Raw genomic sequence first — 23,701 nt, 5'->3', positions numbered from 1 at the left:
TTGGAGCAAATAGTATATACCCTTCGAAGAAAAGGTATATACCCTCCTTCCAAATGTTATATTACTTCTCACTGAATGTTATATTACTTTCAGTCGAATGTTATATTACTTTCCGACGGAAGTTATATTACTTCTCTCCGAATATTACTCTACTTCCTCCAAGAAGTAGAGGTATTTCTGAGAGAAAGTAGAGGTATTTTCATTGAAAAGTAGAGGTGTTTTTTCGGCGGGTCATTGAAGAGGGGAGAGAAGGGGTAATGGAAGGGCGAATGACCTGCTTTTGCTTCGCTCACAAGGTACTTCGAAGAGCGGGCACGAGTAGTACTTCTTCTGCCCGCTTGATGAATGCCTTCGCACACGTGCTATACGGTGGAATTGCGCTATTTTTGTCGGGGCGATATCCGCCCAACCTCAAGCTTACACGACAAGTAATGGCAAGAATAATGACCAAAACCGGAGACAAGGGAACCACCGGAATATTCGGTGGCGAGCGAGTCCCCAAAGATGATCCACGTATCGAAGCCAATGGTGCGATGGACGAACTCAATGCCCACCTTGGATTGATAAGAGCCCACATCCCTACGGAAGATCCCCGTCACCGCTTCTTCGGCGAAGTGCAGATGCGCATCATGCAAGCCATGAGCCTTATCGCTACACGTAGCGAGCGCCGCGAAGAGAATCCCAACCACTTCGACCTGCAGTGGGTCGAGGAGTTGGAGGTTGAGACGGCGCGCCTGATGGCTGAGATCCCAGAGAATGGCTTCTTCATCCTCCCTGGCGGCACGATCCTCTCGGCCGAAATGCAGCTGGCGCGTACCGTCGCACGACGTGCCGAGCGCCGCTTATGGACCTTGGAGCGACTGGATCCACTTCCTGAGGGGCTGATCCCTTGGGTCAATCGAATGAGCGACTGGCTCTTTGTCTCGGCCAAATGGGAGATGCACCAGCAGGGCTGGCCAGAAGATCGCTGGCAGGCCTTCAGCTATAAGCGCAAGAAAAAGCAGCCAACTCCGGCCGAATAATGGATAAGATCGAGAGCAAACGACTGGCACCGCTGATGCTCGTCGGCACAGGAAGTGACGTGGGGAAGAGCATCCTCACGGCGGGATTTTGTCGCATCTTCAAGCAAGATGGCTACAGACCTGCGCCGTTCAAAGCGCAGAACATGGCTCTAAACTCCTTCGTTACGCCCGAGGGATTAGAGTTGGGCCGTGCGCAAGCTGTGCAAGCTGAGGCCGCAGGTATCCCTTGCCACACGGATATGAATCCTGTACTTCTCAAGCCCAGCTCAGATAAGACGTCCCAGGTCATCCTGCATGGGCGACCCATCGGTAATAAAGATGCATACCAATACTTCCGTACCGTAGGGCGTGGTGAGCTTCGTGGCGAAGTGCATGCAGCCTTTGATCGCTTGGCCTCTCGCTACAATCCCATCGTACTCGAAGGTGCAGGGAGCATCTCTGAGCTGAATCTCCAGGACTCGGACATTGTGAATATGCCGATGGCTGCGTATGCTGGCGCTCGGGTAATCCTTGTCGCCGACATCGATCGTGGAGGAGTCTTCGCCTCAGTCTATGGCTCGATCATGCTGCAGAAGCCTGAGTGGCGGGAGCTGATCGTAGGAGTCATCATCAATAAGTTCCGCGGTGATCTGCGTCTCTTCGACGAAGGACGCCAGCTTCTGGAGTCACTTTGCGGCGTGCCTGTACTTGGAGTCGTCCCGTACATGAATGACGTGCACATCGAAGAAGAGGACTCCGTCGCGCTCTCGAAGCGTGCTTTCTCCGCTCAGCAGGGGAAGGTCAACGTGGCAGTCGTGCTACTTCGCTACATATCCAACTACACCGACTTCGCGCGCCTCGAGCAAGATGAGCGCGTCCATCTCTTCTATACGAACAATGTAGAGGAGCTGCAGCAGGCAGATATCATCATTGTGCCTGGGAGCAAGAGCACCCTCTCGGACCTCTACGAGCTGCGCCGCAACGGAGTAGCTCAAGCTATCATCCGCGCTCATCGTGCAGGGAAGACAATCCTCGGTATTTGTGGTGGGTATCAGATCTTAGGCCAAGAGGTTTACGACCCAGATGGGGTAGAGGGTGACTTGACTCGTCTACCCGGCTTAGGCTTGCTCCCGATCGCAACGGAGATGGCTGCCGAGAAGGTAACTACACAAGCGACCTTCACTCTTATGGATAGTGACGTCCCCTGCAGTGGCTACGAGATCCATATGGGGAGAAGCCGTGTCGTAGATGGCTTCGATGCCTCGCCCTTAGTCAAGATGTCTGATGGCCGTCTTGAGGGCTACTGCGTCGGAGATCATTGCATGGGTACCTACCTGCATGGTATTCTCGACAATGAGATCTTTATCGAGCGGCTACTTCAGCCCTTCGCTGAGCGTCTTCATAAGCAAGCTGCGGGGCAAGACTATGCCACCTTCAAGGAAACTCAGTACGACAAGCTCGCCGAACATCTCCGCAAGCACGTCGATCTGGAGCGAATCTATCAGCTACTTGGGCGATGAGAGACGGACACGGCGATGACCTCCACCGCTATGAGCGGATACGTGCGAACTTCAGCTCAAATGTAACGAGCCTCACGGACCCCACTTCGCTGCGGGAATACCTCAGAGGAGAGATCGATCGTATTGGTTCGTACCCTGAGCCTACGGCAGCTTTACTTGGGAAATCGCTTGCGAAGCATCACGACTTAGCTGATGGCGAGGTGCTCGTGACAAGTGGTGCGACCGAAGGGATCTACCTCATCGCACAGGCTTATCGAGAGCTTGTACATTATTATAGCCCTGATCCGACCTTCAGTGAATATAGAGATGCGGGAAGACTCTTTGCACGTGAGCAGCGTGAGCTGGAGACTTTCGAGCCTGGTCAAGATGCCCCTGCGGGAGTCTATTGGCTTTGCTCGCCGAATAACCCTACGGGGCAGGTCTATTCGCAGGACTTCTTAGAGTCACTTTGGAGTCGCTACCCGCAGATCTACTTCGTCATCGATAGCTCCTACAGCTACTTCACGGAGGCTACTCTTCCTGATCCCCAAGAAACTATACGGCGTTTCCCCAACGTCATCTTTGTCGCTTCGCTCACGAAGCGCTATGCTATGCCAGGATTGCGCTTGGGATACGTGATGGCGCACAGTGAGGTCATCGACCGACTAAGCGAATACGCTGCGCCGTGGTCGGTAGGATCGCTCGCCATCTCAGCAGGAGAATGGATCGTCCGTAATGACTTCCCGCACCTACTGGATCGACGTCAGCTCTTTGTAGAGAGTGAGCGTCTATGGAATGCCATCAAGTCGCTCCCATACTTCGATCCTCAGCCGACGGATACGCACTTCTTCCTTGTGCGTTGTACTCATCCAGCGATAGGAAGTGGCGCTGAACTGAAAGAGATCTTAGCGCAGCGCTACGGGCTTTTGGTTCGTGATGCGACGAACTTTGGCTACTCTTCCCCCACGATACGTATTGCAGCGCAGCGCCCTGAGGAGAATGATCTGCTCATCGCTGCACTTACCGAGCTCTCCTCTTCACTTAAGCTCCCTTTATGATCCGAGTAGAGGTCATCATCCCCTTAGCCTTAGACGGGCTCTTTAGCTATGCTGTTCCCGAGGCGCTTATTAGTGAAGTGCCTGGATTCAGCGTGGGTTGTCGTGTCGTTGTGTCCTTTGGAGGCAAGCGATACTATACGGGGGTGGTCTTCTCTATGGATAAGGAGGCGGAGATATCGGCATATAAGGAGGTCGAGCAAATCCTTGATTCTGCTCCGATCATCCCCGAAGCTACGCTGAAGCAATGGGAATGGATGGCATACTATTATGCCTGTCCGCTGGGCTCCATCCTTCGAGATGCACTCCCCTCAGGACTACTTCCCGAGAGCAAGACGATGCTTTCGCTTGTGGAAGGCTTTGAGGCAGAAGACGCACTTCCTCATGCGGAGCTACTGATCTTAGATACACTTGCCGAGAAGGGGGCGATGACGACGGAGCAACTGGAGCGACTTGTCGGACGAAGACTTACTCGCCCGCTCCTCCATCTCATAGAGTTGGGAGCGGTACATACAGAGGAAGCGCTCCAGCCACGCTATCGTCCGAAGCTCGCCCGCTATCTTCGTCTTGCTCCCGAATATCAAGAAGATGAGGGAGCTCTATCAACTCTCTTCGATGGACTCTCTCGTGCGCCACGGCAAGCTGAGCTATTGATGGCCTTCCTTGAGGCGCTTCGAGAGACGGGACAAGATCATTCAGGAGCCTTACACCGCTCCGTCTTGCTCAAAGCCGTGCCAAAGAGCGAAGCACAACTACGTGCTCTCATTGAGAAAGGTGTCTTGGAGCAGGTCTTAGAGCCTGTAAGCCGACTGCGAGCCGTGGAGCCTTCAAGCAGAGAATCCTCTATTGCTGATGTAGAACCATTGACCCATCCCGTGACACTCTATTACGGGCATACGGCAGAGGATAAAGAACGCTATGTCTTGGGGCAGATCGCTGCGACACTGGCTCGTGGTGGTCAGGTGCTCTATCTAACTTCTTCGGTGCATTCGGTCCCTTCGGCAGCTGGCTTTATGCAGCGACTTGCCGAGATCGCAGGAGCCAATTACTATCCCTATCATAGTCTCATCGGTGAGGCTGTGCGAGTGGAGACGTATCTTCGGCTCTCTAAGCTCGATGGCCCAGCCCTTGTCGTGGGGACACGTTCGGCTATATATGTGCCGCTTCCTCGCTTATCTCTGGTTATCATTGACGAGGAGCAGGAGTATCTTTATAAGCAACAGCTCGTAGCTCCACGCTATCATGCTCGCGATGTTGCTCTTTGGCGAGCGCACCAATCAGGGGCTCAAGTGCTCCTTACTTCCCTAACACCTTCGGCAGAAGTACTCTTCCATGCCTTGCGCGGAAAGTATCAGCTACTACGTCCCGAGTCTTTCCCAGCGGAGACTAGTTCGCAATCCCAGCAGGTATTACCCACCATAGAGCTCATTGATCTTAAGCGCCTACGGCAGCTACGTGAGGTTGAGTGGGGACATACGCTGACGCCCTACCTCCTTGAAGAGATTCGCTCCACGATAGCTCGAGGAAAGAAGGTCCTGCTCCTGCAGAATCGTCGTGGCTATGCTCCTTATGTGACGTGTGATGCCTGCCAAACCCGCCTGCTGTGCCCTAACTGTGATGTGAGTCTTACTTATCACCGCACTCGAGCAGCCCTTCTCTGCCATTACTGTGGTTACACAGCTGCGCTACCCGAGGCTTGCCCGAGCTGTGGAGCCATTGAAGTCACGACGAAGTCTGGGCTTCGTCCCGCGCTGCGTCAAGTAGGCTATGGTATCGAGCGAGTGGAAGAGGAACTCAAGGAGAAGCTTCCCGCCTATGAAGTGCTACGTATCGACAGCGATACCTTTTCATCGCAGAAGAAGCGTATGGAGCTACTTGAGCAGATCGAGTCGGGAAGTGCTGAGATCCTCTTGGGTACCCAGCTTATACGCAACCAACCGATATGGGAGGGTATTGGCTTAATTGCCGTTGTACAGCTCGATGCCGTCTTGGGTGTTCCTGACTTTCGCTCGGAGGAACGTGCCTATCAGCTGCTCTATCAGCTTAGACTTCGCTCCCGTGCTCCTCGGGAAGACTGCCCTCGCTACTTGATCCAAACGAGTAGTACGGAGCAAGCCTTCATCAAGGCGCTGCAAGTCGGTGACTACGATATCTTCATCAACGAGGTTCTCGCAGAGCGTGAAGCGACGAACTTCCCTCCATTCACCCGCCTAACACACCTTTGGCTACGAGGAAAGGATGAGCGCTTACTGGCCTCTGCGGCCTTAGTCCTCTCACAGTATCTCAAGGGATTGCTCCCTGGCGAGCGCGTAACGGATCCCCAGATTCCTGATTTAGCTCGCTTGGAAGGCTACTATCAGAGGCAGATCGTCATACGCCGTCCTTTCCAGCAGTCCTACCGAGAGGAGCGCGCAGCCTTTGCTTCAGCACTACAGCAGCTACGGCTCTCTATGCCCGAGAGCAAGCGCCTGCAGATCTACTTCGATGTAGATCCTCTCTAACTCCCTTACGAAATGCTCCTATACAACAAGGGCGAAGGCTTATGATAAGCCTTCGCCCTTGTTGCTTCAATGTGGGTTAGTTATCCTATGATCGTGCGCTCACCGAGGAGATCGGAGAGGCGACGCTTCTGGACATTGAGGCGCGTGATCTCGGTCATGCATTCGAGGATCTTTGTGCTGTCTCCTGCTCGCTGGGCTTGCTTGATCTCCTGATGTAGCCCGTCAATGAATCGCACTAAGAGTGCCATCTTATAGCTGTTGCAAGCGCGTAGGGCAAGTGAGCCCAAGTAGCGAGCCTCCTTGCGTGCTTCTTCTTCGCGCTCTTCCTCTTCGCTGAGGATACGGGAGGAGAAGGAACTACCAGCTCCACCGATGTGGAGATCTTGGTCAGGACGATATTCTAAGAGATCGCTCTCGGCAAGGAGGGCTGTCGTGATCTCTCGGAGTGGCGCCTCAGGGTGGTTGGCAAAGTAGGTCGCAGGGGAGATCTGCTTCTCGAGGCACTCACTGCGAAGCTCAGTCATGAAGCGAGCAAAGAGTGGAGAATACTCTTGGTCTGCGCCGACCATGATGAGCTCGCGCTCGATGAAGTAGCTCAGGATAAAAGTAGAGTCCTGCTCAGGATAAATCTCGTCTTCAAACTCTGGAGTGCCTAAGCCCTGGGGGATGATGATCTCACGGTCGCTGTAGAGTAGGAGCAGCTGCATGAGTTCACGCTCGAAGGGCTTGATACTTTCCTCGACGACCAGCGGACTGAGATATTCGTCAGATGATGGAGTTGGCTCGGAGGGTGTCGGCTCCGTGAAGGGCGGAGGGATAGGTGCTGATGGAGGCGGGGGAGCGACTGGCGCTGTCCGCTGCGGGGAGGTGAAGCCCTGAGCTGTCACACCTTGACGTCGGAGCTTATTGACCTCGGACTGCAGGAGTTCTTCGCTCATCCTCAGAGCTGTCGAAGAGCTTTGTATCAGCACAGCACGCTGGATGGTGTCAGGGATGAGTGCGATGCTGCGCATAATGTCGGATATCAGCTCGGCTCGGCGCAAGGGATCTCGCTCCATCTCCTCGTGATAGAGGTCGATCTTGAAGTGGATGAAGTCCGTCTCGTGCTCATCCAAATAGGCTTGCAGCTCGGTATTGCTGTGGCTACGTGCGAAGGAGTCGGGGTCTTCGCCATCGGGCAGGAGTACGACCTTGATGCGGAAGCCTTCCTCCAGCAGAAGGTCAATACCGCGTAGAGCGGCCTTGATCCCCGCCGCATCGCCGTCGTAGAGCACGGTGATGGTCGTGGTGAAGCGACGGATAAGGCGTATCTGATCGATCGTGAGGGCTGTACCCGAAGAAGAGACGACGTTCTCAATCCCCGCCTGATACATGGATAGGACGTCGGTGTAGCCTTCGACGAGGTAGCACTTGCCGAGTTTGGAGATCGCGCTCTTCGCCCAATAGAGGCCGTAGAGCTCACGGCTCTTTGAGTAGATGAGGCTCTCGGGGGAGTTGACGTACTTGGCTGTCTTAGCCGTCTTACTCATCACGCGCCCACCGAAGGCTACATAGCGCCCGCTGAGGTTGCGCACAGGGAAGATCACGCGCCCACGGAAGCGGTCTATAGCCTTGCCGGGGTGATCTTCGTATTCGATGGATAGCCCGACTTCGGCGAGGCGCTTCAGCGGATAGCCTGACTTGATGGCTTGCTCCGTGAAGGCAGTCTTCGACTCAGGGGCGTAGCCGAGGCCGAAGCGCTCAATGGTCTCAGGGCGGATGCCACGCTCGCGGAAGTAGGCAAGACCCACCGTACGCCCTTCCTCGGTCTCGGTAAGCTGCGTCTGGAAGTACTTTGCTGCGTAGTCATTGATGATGAAGAGGCTCTCACGCTCGCTATTGCGCTGCTTCTCCTCTTCACTTTCTTCGCGCTCGACGACCTCGATATTGTACTTCTTCGCCAGGTACTTGAGCGCATCCGAATAGGAGAGCTGCTCGTGCTTCATGATGAAGTTCAGCGGCGTACCGCCTTCGCCACAGGAGAAGCACTTGCAGATATTCTTAGCGGGATTGACGTAGAAGGAGGGATTCCTATCGCTATGGAAGGGACATAGCCCGACGTAGCTCACACCTTGGCGGCGTAGGCTGATGAAGTCGCTGACGACATCAAGGATCTGTGCGGAGTCGAGGATGCGCTGTCGGGTCTGCTGATCGATCACGGTCGGGAGGAGGCTATGGGGAGGGATTAGAGAGGAAGGCGCTTGAGGTCTTCGGGCGTATCGATGCCGATGGACTCTTGGTCAGAGAGCATGACACGGATGCGCAGACCAGCCTCGAGCCAACGGAGCTGCTCGAGACGCTCGCTCTCCTCCAGCGGGGAGGCGGGAAGGCTCTGTATCGTCGGGAGGACGTGGGTGCGGAAGGCGTAGAGCCCGATGTGCTTGAGGAAGGTATGTTCCTTCGCCCAAGGCCCTTCGACTGAGCGGAGATAGGGGATGACGGAGCGACTGAAGTAGAGTGCATAGCCCGTGGAGGTGCTACGCACGAGCTTGACGGCGTTCGGGTTAGCCAGCTCTTCGTTGGTCGCCGTGGAGGGGAAGGGCTGGGCTAAGGTCGCCAGATCTACCGAGGGATCGTCGAAGGCCGAGATAAGAAGGCGGATCTGCTCGTCGGCGATGAAGGGCTCATCTCCCTGCAAGTTGATCAAGACATCTGCGGGTTCTCCGAGGAGTTGGTAGGCTTCGAGGCAGCGCTCGGTGCCCGACTGGTGGTCGGGCGAAGTCATCACGGCGCGATAGCCTCGATCGGTGACCGTGGTGAAGATCCGCTCATCGTCGGTGGCGACGACGACATCGGGGCACACAGCGAGGGCGCGCTCTACGACACGGATGATCATAGGCTTACCCCCGATATCTACGAGGGGCTTGCCTGGGAATCGGGTCGAGGCGTAGCGGGCGGGTATGATGGTCAGGATGCGCATAGCTTGAAGTTGCATTATTGTCTTGTTAGGTGAAGCCTCTGCGGACTCACTGTGCAAAGATACTACCATTCGCGGAGCATCTCGCAGTGCGGGCTGATGTCGTGCCGAGGCGAGTGCGAAGCGAGCGCATACCCGTCTCTTTATCGCGAGAGAGAAGGTGAATCGGAGTGCCCAAAGCTTGGAGATCGCCCGCTCTATATGCGCAAAGAAATTTCCTTATATACGCAGGGAAATTTCTGTATATACGAAAATGAATTTCTGCATATGCGAAAATTTATCGCCGTGCGCACAGAAATTTATCGCCGTATATTCAGCGCCTTCTCTGCGGGTATACCCGAGGCTTTTTAGCCTTCCTCTTTCCAGTCAGAAAGACCATCCCCCTGAAGCGCTCCGAGGAGCCTCCAGGGGGATGAGCTATTAGGGAGAGCCTTGCGCTTACTTATACTCGGCCCAGCTCTTGATCTGCAGATCCTCGATGGGGAGCGTGCAGAAGGCGGTGATGAAGGCCGATGCCAGACGAGCGTTGGTCAGCAGCGGGATATTGAGGTCAATGGCTGCGCGACGCAGACGGTACCCGTTGGTGAGCTCACCAGCGGTGAGGTTCTTATTAATGTTCACCACCATGTCGATCTTGTGCTCATGCAGTAGATCGAGGGCTTGGGGCTGCTTCCCTTCGTCGGTAGGCCAGAAGACCAGCGTAGAGGGGATGCCGTTCTCAGCCAGCATGTCGTGCGTGCCCTGCGTAGCGTAGAGCGTGTAGCCCTTGTTGTGCAGGAGCTGGGCTGCGTCGAGCATGTCAACCTTCTGCTTGTAGCCACCCGTGGAGAGCAGGACGGAGCGCTCGGGGATGCGGTAGCCGACGGAGAGCATGGACTTCAGTACAGCCTCGTTGGTGTCGTCACCGAGGCAACCGACTTCACCCGTACTCATCATGTCGACGCCGAGCACAGGGTCGGCCTTCTGCAGGCGAGCGAAGGAGAACTGTGATGCCTTGATCCCTACATAGTCGAGGTCGAAGGCGCTCTTATTCGGCTTCTCGACTCGCTGCCCGAGCATGATGCGTGTCGCCAGCTCGATGAAGTTAATCTTCAGCACCTTGCTCACGAAGGGGAAGCTGCGTGAGGCTCGGAGGTTACATTCGATGACCTTGATCTCGTTGCCCTTAGCGAGGAACTGGATATTGAATGGCCCTGAGATGTGTAGCGCTTCGGCGATCTGGCGGCTGATGCGCTTGATGCGGCGTACCGTCTCGACGTAGAGCTTCTGACCTGGGAACTGAATCGTCGCGTCGCCCGAATGCACCCCTGCGAACTCGATATGCTCACTGATGGCGTAGGCGACGATCTCGCCGCGCTGGGCTACGGCGTCGATCTCGACTTCCTTAGCATGCTCAATGAACTGGCTCACTACGACGGGGTGCTCCTTGGAGACATCAGCAGCCAGCTCGAGGAAGCGGTAGAGCTCTTCTTGGTTGGAGCAGACATTCATCGCTGCCCCCGAGAGGACGTAGCTGGGACGCACCAGCACGGGGAAGCCAACCTCGGAGATGAACTGGTCGATATCCGAGAGGCTCGTCAGCTCCTGCCAGCGGGGCTGGTCGATACCGAGCTCGTCGAGCATGGCGGAGAACTTGTGGCGGTCCTCTGCATTATCGATGTCTTCGGCCTGCGTCCCGAGGATGGGGATGCGCTGCGAGTGGAGCTTGAGAGCGAGGTTATTGGGGATCTGTCCGCCCGTAGAGAGGATGACACCGCGTGGCGTCTCCAGATCGAGGATGTCAAGTACGCGCTCGAAGGTCAGCTCATCGAAGTACAGACGGTCGGTGATATCGTAGTCCGTGCTGACGGTCTCGGGATTATAGTTGATCATCACTGAGCGGTAGCCTTGCTCGCGGATCGTCTGCAGAGCGTTGACGCCACACCAGTCAAATTCTACCGAGCTCCCGATGCGATAGGCACCTGAGCCAAGGACGACGACGGAGCGTCCGTCTCCCTCATAGTTGATATCGCTGTGCGTGCCGCTATAGGTGAGATAGAGGTAGTTCGTCTCTGCGGGATATTCGGCGGCAAGCGTGTCGATCTGCTTGACGACGGGGATGATGCCCTGCTGCTTACGCTGGGAGCGCACGGCAAGGGCTTCCTTGTCCCCAGCCTTTACGCCCTTATCTGTAAGGACGAAGCGTGCGATCTGGAAGTCGGAGAAGCCCTGACGTTTGGCACGAAGCAGGAGTTCGTAAGGGAGCTTATCGATAGCGGCTACTTCACCGAGGCGCTGGGAGGTGCGGACGATACTCTGGAGCTTGTCGAGGAACCAGCAGTCGATCTTCGTCAGCGTATGGATTTGCTCAATAGTATATCCTGCGTGCAGTGCCTGACTGATGGCGAAGACACGCGTGTCGGTGGGTGCCTTGAGAGCCTTATCCAGCTCGTCAGCAGGGATCTCCTTCGTGTTGTTGCCTACGAAGCCGTGCATGCCTTGGCCGATCATACGCAGGCCCTTCTGCATCGCTTCCTCGAAGGTGCGGCCGATAGCCATGACTTCCCCGACGGACTTCATGCTACTGCCGAGCTCGCGAGATACGCCGTGGAACTTCCCTAAGTCCCAGCGAGGGATCTTGCACACGACATAGTCCAGTGCGGGTTCGAAGAAGGCTGGGGTAGTGCGCGTCACGGAGTTCTTCAGCTCAAAGAGTCCGTAGCCTAAGCCAAGCTTAGCAGCGACGAAGGCCAGCGGATAGCCCGTAGCCTTAGAGGCCAAGGCCGAGGAGCGCGATAGGCGTGCATTGACCTCGATGACGCGATAGTCTTCGCTCTCGGGGTCGAGGGCGTACTGCACATTACATTCCCCGACGATGCCGATGTGGCGCACGATGCGGATGGCGATCTCACGGAGCTTGTGGTATTCATTATTTGTCAGCGTCTGCGAGGGAGCGACGACGATACTCTCACCGGTATGGATACCGAGCGGGTCAAAGTTCTCCATATTACAGACGGTGATACAGTTGTCGTAGCAGTCACGTACGACTTCGTACTCGACTTCCTTCCAGCCCTTGAGGCTCTTCTCTACGAGGACCTGAGGAGAGAAGGCAAAGGCCTTACTACATAGCTCGTCAAGCTCAGCTTCGTTGTCGCAGAAGCCGCTGCCCAAGCCACCGAGAGCGTAGGCGGCACGGATGATGACGGGGTAGCCCAGCTCTTGGGCCGCACGGCGTGCATCTTCGGTCGTCTCTACGGCGTGGCTCTGGATCGTCTTGACGCTGATCTCATCGAGCTTGCGAGCGAAGAGGTCACGGTCTTCGGTATTCATGATGGCCTCGACGGGAGTACCCAGTACCTCGACATTGTACTTCTCGAGGACGCCACTCTGGTGGAGCGCTACACCGCAGTTGAGAGCTGTCTGCCCACCGAAGGCAAGGAGAATCCCCTGAGGGCGCTCCTTCTCGATGACCTTCTCGATGAAGAAGGGGGTGACGGGGAGGAAGTAGATCTCGTCAGCGATGCCTTCGGAGGTCTGTACCGTGGCGATGTTGGGGTTGACGAGTACGGTGCGTATCCCCTCTTCGCGCATGGCTTTGAGTGCCTGTGAGCCGGAGTAGTCAAACTCGCCAGCTTCACCGATCTTCAGTGCTCCCGATCCGAGGAGCAGTACCTTCTGTATCTTATTCTTGTCGATCATTGTCTCGTGCTATTGGGAGGGGTAATTAAAGCAGGTTGAGGAACTCCTCGAAGATGAAGAGCGTATCGGTCGGGCCACTGCAGGCCTCGGGGTGGAACTGGGCAGAGAAGAAGGGCAGGCGCTCGTGGCAGATCCCTTCGTTCGTGCCGTCATTGAGATTGACATACTTCTCACGCCAGCCCTCACCGAGAGTGGAGGCATCTACGGCATAGCCGTGATTTTGGCTGGTGATAAAGCAGCGGTTCGTACCTACCTCGCGTACAGGCTGGTTGTGGCTACGGTGTCCGTACTTCATCTTGCTGATCTTTGCTCCTGCAGCTGCGGCGAGGAGCTGATTGCCCATGCAGATCCCGCAGATGGGCTTCTCCTTAGCGAAGGCCTTGCGGATATGCTCGACGGTGACACTACACTTATTGGGGTCGCCAGGTCCATTTGATAAGAAGAGCCCGTCAAAGTCAATCTGATTGAAATCATAGTCCCAGGGTACACGGTAGAGCGTGATCTCTGGACGGATGAGATTGCGGACAATATTGTTCTTCGCGCCGCAGTCTACGAGCACGACCTTCTTAGGCCCATTACCATAGATCGTGATCTCCTTGGGAGAAGCTTCAGCTACAAGGTTGCGCGCGTTGGGGTCATCAAACGGGATATCTTCGCAGCCCTCGAGAAGAATCTTCCCCTTCATCGAGCCCTTTTCGCGAAGGGTCTTAGCGAGCTCACGCGTATCAATGCCCGTGAGACCGAAGACTTTCTCACGGCGGAGCCAGTCACCGAGCGAGCCCTCGGAGTTCCAGTGGCTATGCTCCTCGGAGTAGTCGGAGACGATGATCCCCAAGGGATGTATCTCATCGCTCTCGCGGAAGAAGGCTATACCATTTTCATCGTGCTTGGGAGAGGGAACGCCGTAGTTGCCCACCAGAGGGTAGGTCATCACGAGGATCTGCCCTCGGTAGCTGGGGTCCGTAAAGCTCTCGGTGTAGCCCGTCATAGCGGTGTTGAATACAACCTCGCCTGCTACGGGGGCTTCGTAGCCGAAGGAATACCCCTCGAAGCGACTGCCGTCATCGAGGATTAGGGTAGCTCTCTTGTAGTCTTGCATAGGATGGATACTTTGTGAGAATGGAGTGTAGAAGGGATTGCTCGAGGCTTTTATAAAGAGAAAAGCCGTCTACCAAGCAGAGCTTGACATACGGCTTTCTTATATCTTGTGTCGCTCGTGGGGAGCGAAGACCTCAGTATCATTGACGTGATTAGTGATGCTACGCAGGGCTTCTTTAGCTCTGCTTTGCACACAAAGATAGCTAAAAAAGCGGAATCGCCTCGCCCCCTGCTCCATGATCGAAGTGGTAGCGAGAGGGGCGAGGCGGTGTCGATAGGGGGATTAGAGCCCGAAGCGCTGGCGGAGCGTGTCTACGTAGTCCAGTTTCTCCCAGGTGAAGAGCTCGACTTCGTGGGCGACATCGCCACGGCTATTCGTAGAGAAGTACTTCGTGACCTTGCGGGGCTCACGGCCGAAGTGCCCGTAGCTGGCTGTCTCACGATAGATAGGAGCACGGAGCTTAAGGCGCTGCTCGATAGCATAGGGGCGGAGATCAAAGACTTCGTCTACGAGCTTAGCGATCTCTGCATCGCTGAGGGAGACATGGCTCGTCCCATTCGTATTGACGAAGATGCTGATAGGCTCAGCGACCCCGATGGCGTAGGCGAGCTGTACGAGGACCTCGTCAGCGACACCAGCAGCGACGAGGTTCTTCGCGATGTGGCGAGCAGCATAGGCTGCAGATCGGTCTACCTTAGAGGGGTCCTTGCCAGAGAAGGCGCCACCACCATGGGCAGCCTTACCACCATAGGTGTCGACGATGATCTTACGCCCTGTGAGTCCGGTATCCCCGTGGGGACCACCGATGACGAACTTACCCGTGGGGTTGACTAAGAGCTTCGTCTCACTGTCGAAGGCACGCTGTACATCCTCGGGATAGCGCGCGAAGACACGGGGCAGGAGCACGCGACGGATATCCTCCGTGATGCGTGCCTGCATCTCAGCATCAGCGATGGCCTGTGCTTCGGCAGTCGCATCAGCAGGCTGGATAAAGTCGTCGTGCTGGGTGCTGATGACGATCGTGTCGATACGCAGGGGCTTACCTTCCTCAGAGTACTCTACCGTCACTTGGCTCTTAGCATCGGGGCGGAGGTAGGGCATGAGGTGAAGCTCTTCCTTGCGAATGCGAGCGAGCTCCTCAAGAAGCGCGTGGGAGAGGTCGAGGGTAAGAGGCATCAGAGAGGGGGTCTCACGGCAGGCATAGCCGAACATGATACCCTGGTCCCCTGCACCCTGCTCTTCGGGAGCGGTGCGCTCGACCCCGCGGTTGATGTCGGCACTCTGACCATGGATGGCTGAGAGTACACCGCAGCTATCGGCATCGAAGCAGTAAGCGCTCTTGTTGTATCCGATCTCGCGGATGACGTCACGCGCGATGTCCTGCAGCTCTACGTAGGCGTCGCTCTTGACTTCGCCTGCCAGCACGACTTGCCCCGTCGTGACGAGCGTCTCGCACGCTACCTTGGAGTGCGGGTCGAGCGCCATAAAGTGGTCAAGGATGGCGTCCGAGATCTGGTCGGCTACTTTGTCGGGATGTCCTTCTGAGACGGACTCAGAGGTGAAGAGATAACTCATCTTATATTGATTGAATGGGTTGGTTAAATATGTCCCGTGCCCTTCGTTGGATACAAAAAGACCTCAGCTGCTTTGGGGAGGCAACCAAGGTCGAGGCGCTAAGTCTGTCGTAAGGGATGGGAGCTAAGGTATTGGCTCTATCTGGACGACGGGTTTAGCATTTTTTTCTCGTGGTTGCAAGCATCTCAAATCTATCCACGTCCCACCGATGGGGCACTATTTTCGCCTGCAAAGTTAACCTTTTTCTTGTTATTTCACTTCGTAGTGTAAAGAGTGTAGCAGCTCCATATCAAAATACGAGGGGTATATCGTGTCTGTTTCTACCACGAAAAAGTAGATACTTCGGTGAGATAGTCCCCTAAGAAGCTGAATGTCGTTCCTCTCTGATATTCACCCCTTGTACCTGTAGTGGTGTGAACCTATATTGCTTGCTGCTCCGACCTATATAGGTCGACGCTGTGACCTATATAGCTTCGCACGCTGACCTATATTGGTCAGCCCATCGACCAATATAGGTTGATACTGCCCCTTCAGGGATGTGCTTAAGAATAGCCTATAGGAGAGGGCTGATACCAATCTCTTGTCCTGCTAAAAGAAACGCCCTGCCCGCACATCTGTACGAGTAGGGCGTGGTCTTCTTCTTAGAAGAGAAAGGTCTGTGTAAGTGATTTACTTCTTCTTACAGCAAGACTTCGTGGAGTCTTGAGTCTTAGGGTGGCATACAGAGCACGCCTTATCGGTGCAGTTAGCGTGGTTGCCTTGACTCTTGCAGGTTGACTTCGTGGAGTCTTGCTTCGTCATATCTTGGCGCTTACAGCAAGATTTTTTGCTGTCCTTCGAGTGCTTGCCTTCAGCTTTGCAGCAGGACTTTGTCGAGTCTTGTACTGCAGCGTGGTGTGCTTCGCATGCCTTAGCTCCTTCGGGTGTCGAGCAGGCTGCACCTGCTTTGCAGTCGCATTCCTTGCTCTTGCCAGAGCAGCACTTAGCGGCTTCCTTCTTTACTGAGTCCGTCTTGGCGGGGCTTTGGGCAGAGAGGCTGGTGCCGAGCGTGAAGATACACGCTGCAGCGAGAATGAACTTCTTCATTTTCTAGGAAATGTATTAAAGGTAATGAGTGATTGATTATTCAACTGCAAAGGTAGTGAAACAGCTAAACCATGTTATCACTAATGGTGAATGGAGCTATTGATGCTATATATATAATGATGCTATGAAAACCAATGAGGGAGCGGGTGACCTTCTTCCCTCGGAGAAGAAGGTCACCCGCTCCCTGTGTATGGTATGTTTTTTAGCGCAAATTGAAGCTAAAAGATGAGTGAGATGAGCTGGTAGACTACAGCCCCAGAGATATAGCCGGCAAGAGCAAGCAGACTGAAGCGCTTGAAGTAGTAGCCGAAGCTAATACCTTCGAGGCCCATAACTGTGACCCCAGTAGCGGAACCGATGATCAGCAGGCTACCACCTGTGACGGCACAGTAGGCGAGGAAGACCCAGAAGGAGCCATTGACGACGAAGGGTGTGATCGCACCCGAGGTCTCCAGCGGATACATACCGAGGACGGCAGCCACGAGGGCGACGTTGTCCAGCATAGAGGAGAGTACCCCGATGATAGCAGCGAGCAGGCCTGTGTTGGGGATGAGGGCTGTGACGCGAGTAGAGGCTGCGGCGAGTTGTCCGCCTTCGATCAGTGCTGCTACGGACATCAGGATGCCAAGGAAGTAGAAGATCGTAGTGAGGTCAGCATGATTAAGGAGGGTTGTGACACGGAGCTCAGTTGCATTCTCAAGGCGCTTCTTGAAGCGGAAGAACATCAGCTCAGTGTAGATCCACACGATGACCAGACCGAAGATAACCCCCATGAAGGCGGGTACATCGAAGAAGGTCTGCCAGATAGGTACGAGCATCAGCGAGACGATCCCCAGGACGAGGACGATGATACGCGCGTGCTGAGGAAGGATATCATCCAGTGAGTCTTCGGGGACATCTGGTAGGGCACGTAGCTGAGCATTCTTCTTGAAGAGGAAGTAGTGCGCCAGGAGGGTGGGGACCACCATATTCACGAAGGCGGGGATGACGAGGTGGAAGATCTGGTAGTATGGTGTGATACGACTGTTGTTCCACAGCAAGAGGGTCGTCACGTCACCGATAGGAGACCAAGAGCCCCCTGCATTACAGGCGATGATGCTGATACAGGCATACTTCATTCGGTCCGTGGTGTCGGGGACAAGACGACGCAGGATAGCGATGATGACGATCGCGGCAGCGAGGTTGTCGAGGAACGCCGAGAAGAAGAACGAGGCAATAGCTACACGCCACAGCAGCGCACGCTTATTCGTCGTAGCGACGATCTTAGCCACGGACTTGAAGCCCCCGTAGGTGTCGATCGTATTCACAAGGACCATTGAGCTGAGGACGAAGAAGAGCGTGCTCGAGACGTCACCGAGGTGCTCTGTGAGCTTAAAGGATAGATAGTCCGATACGCCTAAGTCCTCTGCTGGAGCATGAGGGAAGGAGGCAACGAACTGACGGAAGCCTGCAGTCACTGCAGCGATATCCGTGTCGATGAGGAGGATCGCCCAGAGGACGACGGAGGTAAGGAGTGCCGTCGCGGTCTTGTTGATCTTGATCTGCTCCTCCAGAGCAATACCGATGATCCCTAAGACAAAGATCACGGGCATGAGGTAATACCAACTCATAGAATAATAGGATTGTAAGTGGGTAAAGGGCGAGGAGGGATCAGAGGTAGACCTCCAGCGCCGTGCCCCCATAGAACGAGACGGGACTGAGTCCGTAGGTTCGCTGAGGGGTAGTCAGGTGATAGGACGAAGGGTAGTAGTCCAGCCCGAGGGGTAGGCGCAGACCGAGCTCCTTCGTGAAGCGCCAGCGAGGCGCCAATTCGATACCCATGCCCACCGAGCTTGCGGGCATATACAGCGCAGGCTCATGGGCTGGGAATGTAGTAGCCCGCCCTACGTGCTTGCGAAGTGTAGCCGAGGCGGATGCCGAGATATGAAAGCCTCGCCATAGGCGTAGGTCACGCCCGAGGCCTAAGCGTAGGGATAGGTAGCGGTCCTGAGCACTGCGTCCCAGACCATCGCCCCCTTCCTGACCGCGGAAGGTGGATAGCCCCACATTTCCCTTTAGGTATAGAGGCCACTGTGGGGGAGTGTACTCGACGCCCAGCGCTGCATGTCGCCCTTGGAGGCTCCATGTATCTTCACCCTGCGAAGGGGTAGCGCTTAGCGTAATGGGGGCATAGAGACGGAGGTGAGGAGTAGGCTCCTCATTGTAGTACTTCAGTTGACGTCCTGTGCTACCGAAGAGACGATCGCTTATCCAGTAGCCGATGTGCCCTGAGAGGATACCAAGTCCAGCCCCCGTGACGACATCACCGATCCAGTGGCGGTTATTGAGGATTCGCCCCAGCCCCGTGATAGAGGCGAGTCCGTAGCTTACGGGAGGAAGCCATGGATAGCGATCGCCATACTCCAAGCTCAGTAGCGTCGCTGAGGTGAAGGCCATAGCGGTATGCCCAGAGGGGAAGGAGTTTCGAGACGAGCCGTCAGGGCGTCTTACACGGGCGGTGTACTTAATCGCCGAGGTGACAGCGAGCATCGTAGCCGTAGCAGCGACATCAGCTGTGAGCACCTGCCAGGGTGATTTACTTGTACCCTCTACACCCGCAATGCGTAGACCAAGTTGGGCTGCTAATTGAGCGAACTGGAGGTAGTCATCGTAGTGATGACGGAAGTGAGGATAGTGCCCGTAGCGTATCGTGCGTATCTGCTCGTTGTGAATATTCTGCATCACTCCTATACCTACGAGTGGCGCTGCACTGAGCGCCCCCTGTAGGAGGAGTTGATTCGTTTTCTGTGCATTGCTCAGCGTGTCGGGGCGATATGCGGTTGTCGCCGTGTAGCTGAGCGTATCGGCTACACTCTGCGCTTCAGAGGGGAGAGCCGTGAGGAGGGATAGTAGAGCGAGTGGATAGGCTTTTTTATTCATAGAGTCTATTCGAAGCGTCCGAGGGTAAGGGTCTGCCAGTACTCGGACTTGGCCAGGTGGAGGTCGTGGGTGACCATGAGCATTGTCGTCTCGGGGCGTATGACTTGCTCCAGTAGCGACTCGAAGCTTTCCTTATAAGACTTGTCCAGGAAGCTGAGTGGCTCGTCGAGGATCAGAAGCTCGGGATTAGAGGCCAGCGCACGACCGAGCAGAGCTCGCTGGAGTTGACCACCGCTGAGCTTACCGATGGGTTGCTGGAGGAGGTGCGTGAGCCCGATGGCTTCTGCGAGCTTCTCTACCTGCTCTCTACGCACACTGCGCCCCATGGTGCCTTTGGGGAGGCCAGAGTCAATAACCTCGTGGACGTGGATGGGGAAGTGACGATCAATCTGATTGATCTGTGGAAGGTAGCTGGCGACCAGCTGGTCGGTAGTATGGCCCTCGCGGTCGTAGCGGAGGAGCTGTCCAGCTTGTAGCGGGATGAGCCCCAGCAGAGTACGCATGAGGGTGGTCTTACCACTGCCATTCGGTCCCGTGATAGCCCAGCGCTCACCACGACGCACGCACCAGTTGAGGTGCTCAAGTACGACCTTGTCGGGATAGCCGAGGGTCGCATTATGTAGCTCTAAGAGTGGTTGCATAGGGGAGGTCATCGTGTTGGGATAGATGAGGTGGTATCGCTCAGTGCACGAGTGATGAGTAGAAGTTGCTCCTCCCAGTCTCCTCCCAGTGGGTTGATGACGACCATACGGGCTCCGAGCTCTTTCGCAATGCTCTCGATGAGCTTGGAGTCAAACTCCTGCTGGATGAAGACTACGCGTACGCCCAGCTTCTTAGCCTCTTCGATGAGTGCTTGTATATGCTGAGGCGTAGGCTCCTTGCCATCTTGCTCAATGACGAGCTGCTTGAGACCATACTCCTCTGCAAACTCAGAGAGGGATGGATGGTAGATGACGAAGGCACGCGAGGGAATATCGGAGAGTTGCTCTTTTATCGTATGCTCTACGTGCTCCAGGCGCTGGATGAAGCGCTGGTAACCCGCATTATATTGTGCTCGGTGCGTCGTGTCAATACGGCAGAGAGAGCTGTATATGCTCTTCCCCATAGACTGAAGCCCGCGTACACTTGTCCAGTAGTGTGGGTCGTGAAGATGAGTGGAGGTGCTGCTGTGGTGATGTGCAGGCCCTACCAAGTCCTGATCAAGACGTACGAGCTGCAGGGCTGGCTGCATCGTATGGATACGCCCCACCCAACTACGCTCAAAGCCCAGATCACCCATATAGAAGTAGGCCGCGCTGGAGGTGAGTGCTTGGATGGCCTGTGGTGTAGGCTCGTAATTCTCTGGATTATTCCCCTGGGGGAGTAGTGTCGTCACCGCGACCAAGCTATCAGCGATCTCCGTGATGACCTGAGCTGCTGGTGCTATCGTCGTGGCTATCTGGAGCCGGGTAGACCGCTGCTCGCCCTGCTGACAAGAGGTGGCGAGAAGCCCTATCCCCAAGAGAAGGGTACACAGGGGGCGGTGGAGTGAACTACATATCATCGGAGTAGGAACTGCAATCTGCTTACTTATGCACGAAGCCGTCCTGTGAGGCGGGCGATGAGACGCCCCAACTCACCGATCCAGAGTACTGGGCTAGTGGCTATGAGAAGTGCAATCCAGTAGCTGAATGGAAGAGGAGCTATCTGGAAGAAATCGTATGCAAAGGTAGTAATTAAGAACTGCCCTACGAGGATGACAGCTGTGATCAGCAGGAAGTAGCGCGCCCGATCTATGCCCACGAATGCACTACGACCCGAGTGGAATGCTTTTGCGTTGAACATATTCCACAGCTGAAGAAAGACAAAGCTGGTGAAGAATACGGATAGGTCGAGTGCCGTAAGTTGCTCCTTCCCTTCGACCCACTGTCCCGTCGTGAGGTCCAAGTGTTCCAATATATAATGTAGAGCAAAGAGCAGAAGGAGGAACAGGCCACCGACTCCGAATATCTGTCGTGCGAGCTGCGGTGTGATGATCCCAGCAGAGGCCTTGCGTGGACGCTCCTTCATGAGATGAGGGCTGGGTGGTAGGGAGGCCAGCGCCAGCGACGCGAAGGTATCCATGATGAGGTTCACCCAGAGCATCTGTGTCACGGTGAGGGGCGATTCCTTGCCGAGGAAGGCGCCTATAAGGACGGTGAGGCATGCCACGACATTGATCGTCATCTGGAATAGGATGAAGCGCTGGATATTCAGGTACAGTGAGCGCCCCCATAGTACGGCCTGCGCGATGCTGGCAAACGAGCTGTCGAGGATGGTGATATCGCTGGCTTCCTTAGCTACCGCCGTACCGTCGCCCATTGACAGCCCGACATGTGCTCTATTGAGGGCTGGGGCATCGTTGGTCCCATCTCCGGTGACGGCCACGACTTCGCCCAACTCTTGGAGCAGGCGTACGAGGCGCTCCTTGTCTATGGGACGTGCGCGTGCCATAATCTTAAGACGGGTAAGTCGAGCCTTGGCTTCGTCGTCTGTGAGGGCCTCAAATTTTGCCCCCGTGATGATCTCATCGTCGGTAGAGCTTTCTCCCCAGAGACCGATCTGTCGGGCGATCTCTTTAGCCGTGCCAGAGGTATCCCCTGTGATGATCTTTACGCCAATACCAGCCTCTCGGCACTGCTGGATAGCCGCGGGCACTTCGCTGCGCACGGGGTCCATGATGCCGAAGATGCCTTGTAGCTGTAGTCCTTCTTGGATCAGCTCATCAAGAGGCTTCTCTTGCTCTGTCGGACTCTCGACTATACGGTAGGCAAGAGCGAGCGTTCGCATAGCGCGTGACTGATACTGATGCAGTTGGGCTCCGTAGCGAGTACGTATCTCCGTAGGAAGATTACATAGGCTGAGCAGAATCTCTGGTGCCCCCTTGACATAGAGTACGGCCTTTCCTTCCAGCATTACAGACTGGACTAAAGTCGCCATATACTTACGCTCTGTAGAGAAGGGGAGCTGTCGGATGATAGGGGCGGAGTCACGAAGGGTGAGGTAGTCGTACGCTTGTCCTCGTATCCAAAGAAGGAGTGCTCCTTCGGTAGGATTACCCATGACCTCGGGGTGCTGTCGGTCGTGTGTATTGAGGAAGGCCGTCGTGTTGGCTGCTATGGCTTCGGGGAGAAGGCTTTGTGCCTCAGTCGAGGCTTCGCTGAAGAAGCTCTCGACGCGCATTCGATTCTCCGTGAGCGTCCCCGTCTTGTCGGTGCAGATGACGGTGATAGCACCCATTGTCTCGCAGGCGTGCATACGGCGAACGAGGTTGTTGCTACGCATCATACTACGCATGCTATAGGCAAGTGAGAGACTCACACTCATTGGTAGCCCCTCGGGGACAGCGACGACGATGACCGTCACGGCGAGTATGATCTTACCGAGGAAGTAGGAGAGTGTAGTATCCCATGGAGCTGCAAAGCCCCCATCGAGAGCATAGATTAGGGTGCTGCCTACGAGGACGAGTGCTGCGAGGATATAGCTGATACGAGCTATGAGACTGCCGAGGTGATCAAGCTGCCGATTCAGAGGAGTCTCTACGGAGGTATCTATCTGGATGCCTTCGAAGATCTTCCCCTGTTCGGTAGCATCTCCGACGACCTGTACGCGACAGACGACATGTCCCTCGAGGATGGTCGTGCCACGACATATATAATTGGTAGGGTAAGTGGCTTCGCTGTCTTGATCTTCAGGGCGTACGCTCTTGATCGTCATCGGCTCGCCAGTGAGGGTTGACTCATCTACCGAGAGTGTGACAGCCTCAAGGAGCTCAGCATCGGCTGGGATCTCCTCTCCCATCTCCAGATAGAGCAGGTCGCCGACGACGATCTCGCGCTTCGGGATCTGTATGATCTCACCATCGCGCATGACCTTGTAGCGTACCTCGTCGCCTACCTGGCTCAGAAGCTCGAACTCCTTCTCGCTCTTCAGCTCGAAGTAGAAAGCTATGCCTGTGGAAAGTAGTATCGCTAAGAAGACTCCGACAGGCTCAAAGAATCCAGCTCCTGTGAGATCAGTCTTCGTGATGAAATACTCATAGCAGGCCGAGAGGAGGGAGAGGACCATGGCGATGAGCAGGATGATGATGATGGGATCCTCGAATTTCTCGAGGAAAAGCTTCCAGCGCGAGGTGCGTGGGCGGGGTGTCAGCTCATTGCAGCCGTGTTGTAGCCGGCTCTTTTGTGCCTGCTCGGAGGTTAGTCCTATATGCGGAGTAGGGATCTTGTCCATTATATATTAATGTATAGGGGTAGGGGTGAGAGATCGAAGTAGGGACCTCTCCTGCCATCTCCTTCGCCTGCAAAATTAGCG

15 protein-coding genes are annotated in these 23,701 nt (G+C 55.4%); 4 read left to right on the top strand and 11 right to left on the bottom strand.

The genetic code is table 11. The features are described from left to right. Window positions 1-431: 431 nt before the first annotated feature. Genes IEX77_RS02540 through priA form a run of 4 tightly spaced genes read left to right on the top strand, consistent with a single transcriptional unit; the run spans window position 432 to window position 6,056 of the window. Window positions 432-1,022, top strand: coding sequence for a cob(I)yrinic acid a,c-diamide adenosyltransferase (locus IEX77_RS02540; RefSeq protein ID WP_188807562.1), 591 nt, complete (start codon window positions 432-434; stop codon window positions 1,020-1,022). Continuing rightward, entirely contained in the window at window positions 1,022-2,521 is a 1,500-nt protein-coding gene (locus IEX77_RS02535; protein WP_188807561.1) for a cobyric acid synthase, read from the top strand. Before IEX77_RS02540 ends, IEX77_RS02535 begins: the two co-directional genes overlap by 1 nt. Then, window positions 2,518-3,558, top strand: coding sequence for an aminotransferase class I/II-fold pyridoxal phosphate-dependent enzyme (locus tag IEX77_RS02530; RefSeq protein WP_188807560.1), 1,041 nt, complete (start codon window positions 2,518-2,520; stop codon window positions 3,556-3,558). The genes IEX77_RS02535 and IEX77_RS02530 overlap by 4 nt, the downstream gene beginning before the upstream one ends. Further along, a complete protein-coding gene (gene priA / locus IEX77_RS02525; RefSeq protein ID WP_188807559.1) occupies window positions 3,555-6,056 on the top strand; it encodes a replication restart helicase PriA in 2,502 nt (833 codons plus the stop codon). The genes IEX77_RS02530 and priA overlap by 4 nt, the downstream gene beginning before the upstream one ends. 80 nt (window positions 6,057-6,136) lie before the next feature. Here the strand turns inward: priA and dnaG are convergent, their stop codons facing one another. The 11 genes from dnaG to IEX77_RS02470 form a co-directional block, all read right to left on the bottom strand. Then, window positions 6,137-8,254, bottom strand: a complete 2,118-nt coding sequence (gene dnaG / locus IEX77_RS02520) for a DNA primase (protein ID WP_188807558.1) — start codon at window positions 8,252-8,254, stop codon at window positions 6,137-6,139. A gap of 26 nt (window positions 8,255-8,280) precedes the next feature. Then, the gene (gene kdsB / locus IEX77_RS02515; protein ID WP_188807753.1) at window positions 8,281-9,015 is read right to left on the bottom strand and encodes a 3-deoxy-manno-octulosonate cytidylyltransferase; all 735 of its coding nucleotides are present in this window, start codon (window positions 9,013-9,015) and stop codon (window positions 8,281-8,283) included. A gap of 435 nt (window positions 9,016-9,450) precedes the next feature. Next, window positions 9,451-12,690: a carbamoyl-phosphate synthase (glutamine-hydrolyzing) large subunit gene (gene carB, locus IEX77_RS02510; RefSeq protein ID WP_188807557.1), complete on the bottom strand. Its 3,240-nt coding sequence runs from the start codon at window positions 12,688-12,690 to the stop codon at window positions 9,451-9,453. 25 nt (window positions 12,691-12,715) lie between these two features. Next, on the bottom strand, window positions 12,716-13,789 hold the full coding sequence (carA, locus tag IEX77_RS02505; protein ID WP_188807556.1) for a glutamine-hydrolyzing carbamoyl-phosphate synthase small subunit: 1,074 nt from the start codon (window positions 13,787-13,789) through the stop codon (window positions 12,716-12,718). 282 nt (window positions 13,790-14,071) lie between these two features. Next, window positions 14,072-15,364 carry a methionine adenosyltransferase gene (gene metK, locus IEX77_RS02500; RefSeq protein WP_188807555.1) on the bottom strand — a complete coding sequence of 431 codons (1,293 nt, stop codon included), beginning with the start codon at window positions 15,362-15,364 and terminating at the stop codon, window positions 14,072-14,074. Window positions 15,365-16,033: 669 nt separating this feature from the next. Next, entirely contained in the window at window positions 16,034-16,450 is a 417-nt protein-coding gene (locus IEX77_RS02495; protein ID WP_188807554.1) for a hypothetical protein, read from the bottom strand. Between the two features lie 218 nt (window positions 16,451-16,668). Continuing rightward, window positions 16,669-18,060, bottom strand: coding sequence for a sodium:proton antiporter NhaD (gene nhaD / locus IEX77_RS02490; RefSeq protein WP_188807553.1), 1,392 nt, complete (start codon window positions 18,058-18,060; stop codon window positions 16,669-16,671). 40 nt (window positions 18,061-18,100) lie between these two features. Further along, a complete protein-coding gene (locus IEX77_RS02485) occupies window positions 18,101-19,369 on the bottom strand; it encodes a phosphatase PAP2 family protein (protein ID WP_188807552.1) in 1,269 nt (422 codons plus the stop codon). Between the two features lie 5 nt (window positions 19,370-19,374). Next, on the bottom strand, window positions 19,375-20,010 hold the full coding sequence (locus IEX77_RS02480; RefSeq protein WP_188807551.1) for a metal ABC transporter ATP-binding protein: 636 nt from the start codon (window positions 20,008-20,010) through the stop codon (window positions 19,375-19,377). Window positions 20,011-20,018: 8 nt separating this feature from the next. Next, window positions 20,019-20,912, bottom strand: a complete 894-nt coding sequence (locus IEX77_RS02475) for a metal ABC transporter solute-binding protein, Zn/Mn family (RefSeq protein ID WP_188807550.1) — start codon at window positions 20,910-20,912, stop codon at window positions 20,019-20,021. A 26-nt stretch (window positions 20,913-20,938) separates the two neighbouring features. Next, window positions 20,939-23,620: a calcium-translocating P-type ATPase, PMCA-type gene (locus IEX77_RS02470; RefSeq protein WP_188807549.1), complete on the bottom strand. Its 2,682-nt coding sequence runs from the start codon at window positions 23,618-23,620 to the stop codon at window positions 20,939-20,941. Window positions 23,621-23,701: the final 81 nt, after the last annotated feature.

It is taken from the genome of Porphyromonas pasteri (genome assembly GCF_014647755.1).
Taxonomy (GTDB): domain Bacteria; phylum Bacteroidota; class Bacteroidia; order Bacteroidales; family Porphyromonadaceae; genus Porphyromonas; species Porphyromonas pasteri.
Note: the sequence above shows the minus strand (reverse complement) of the source record. Positions and strands in the feature narration are given on the sequence as shown.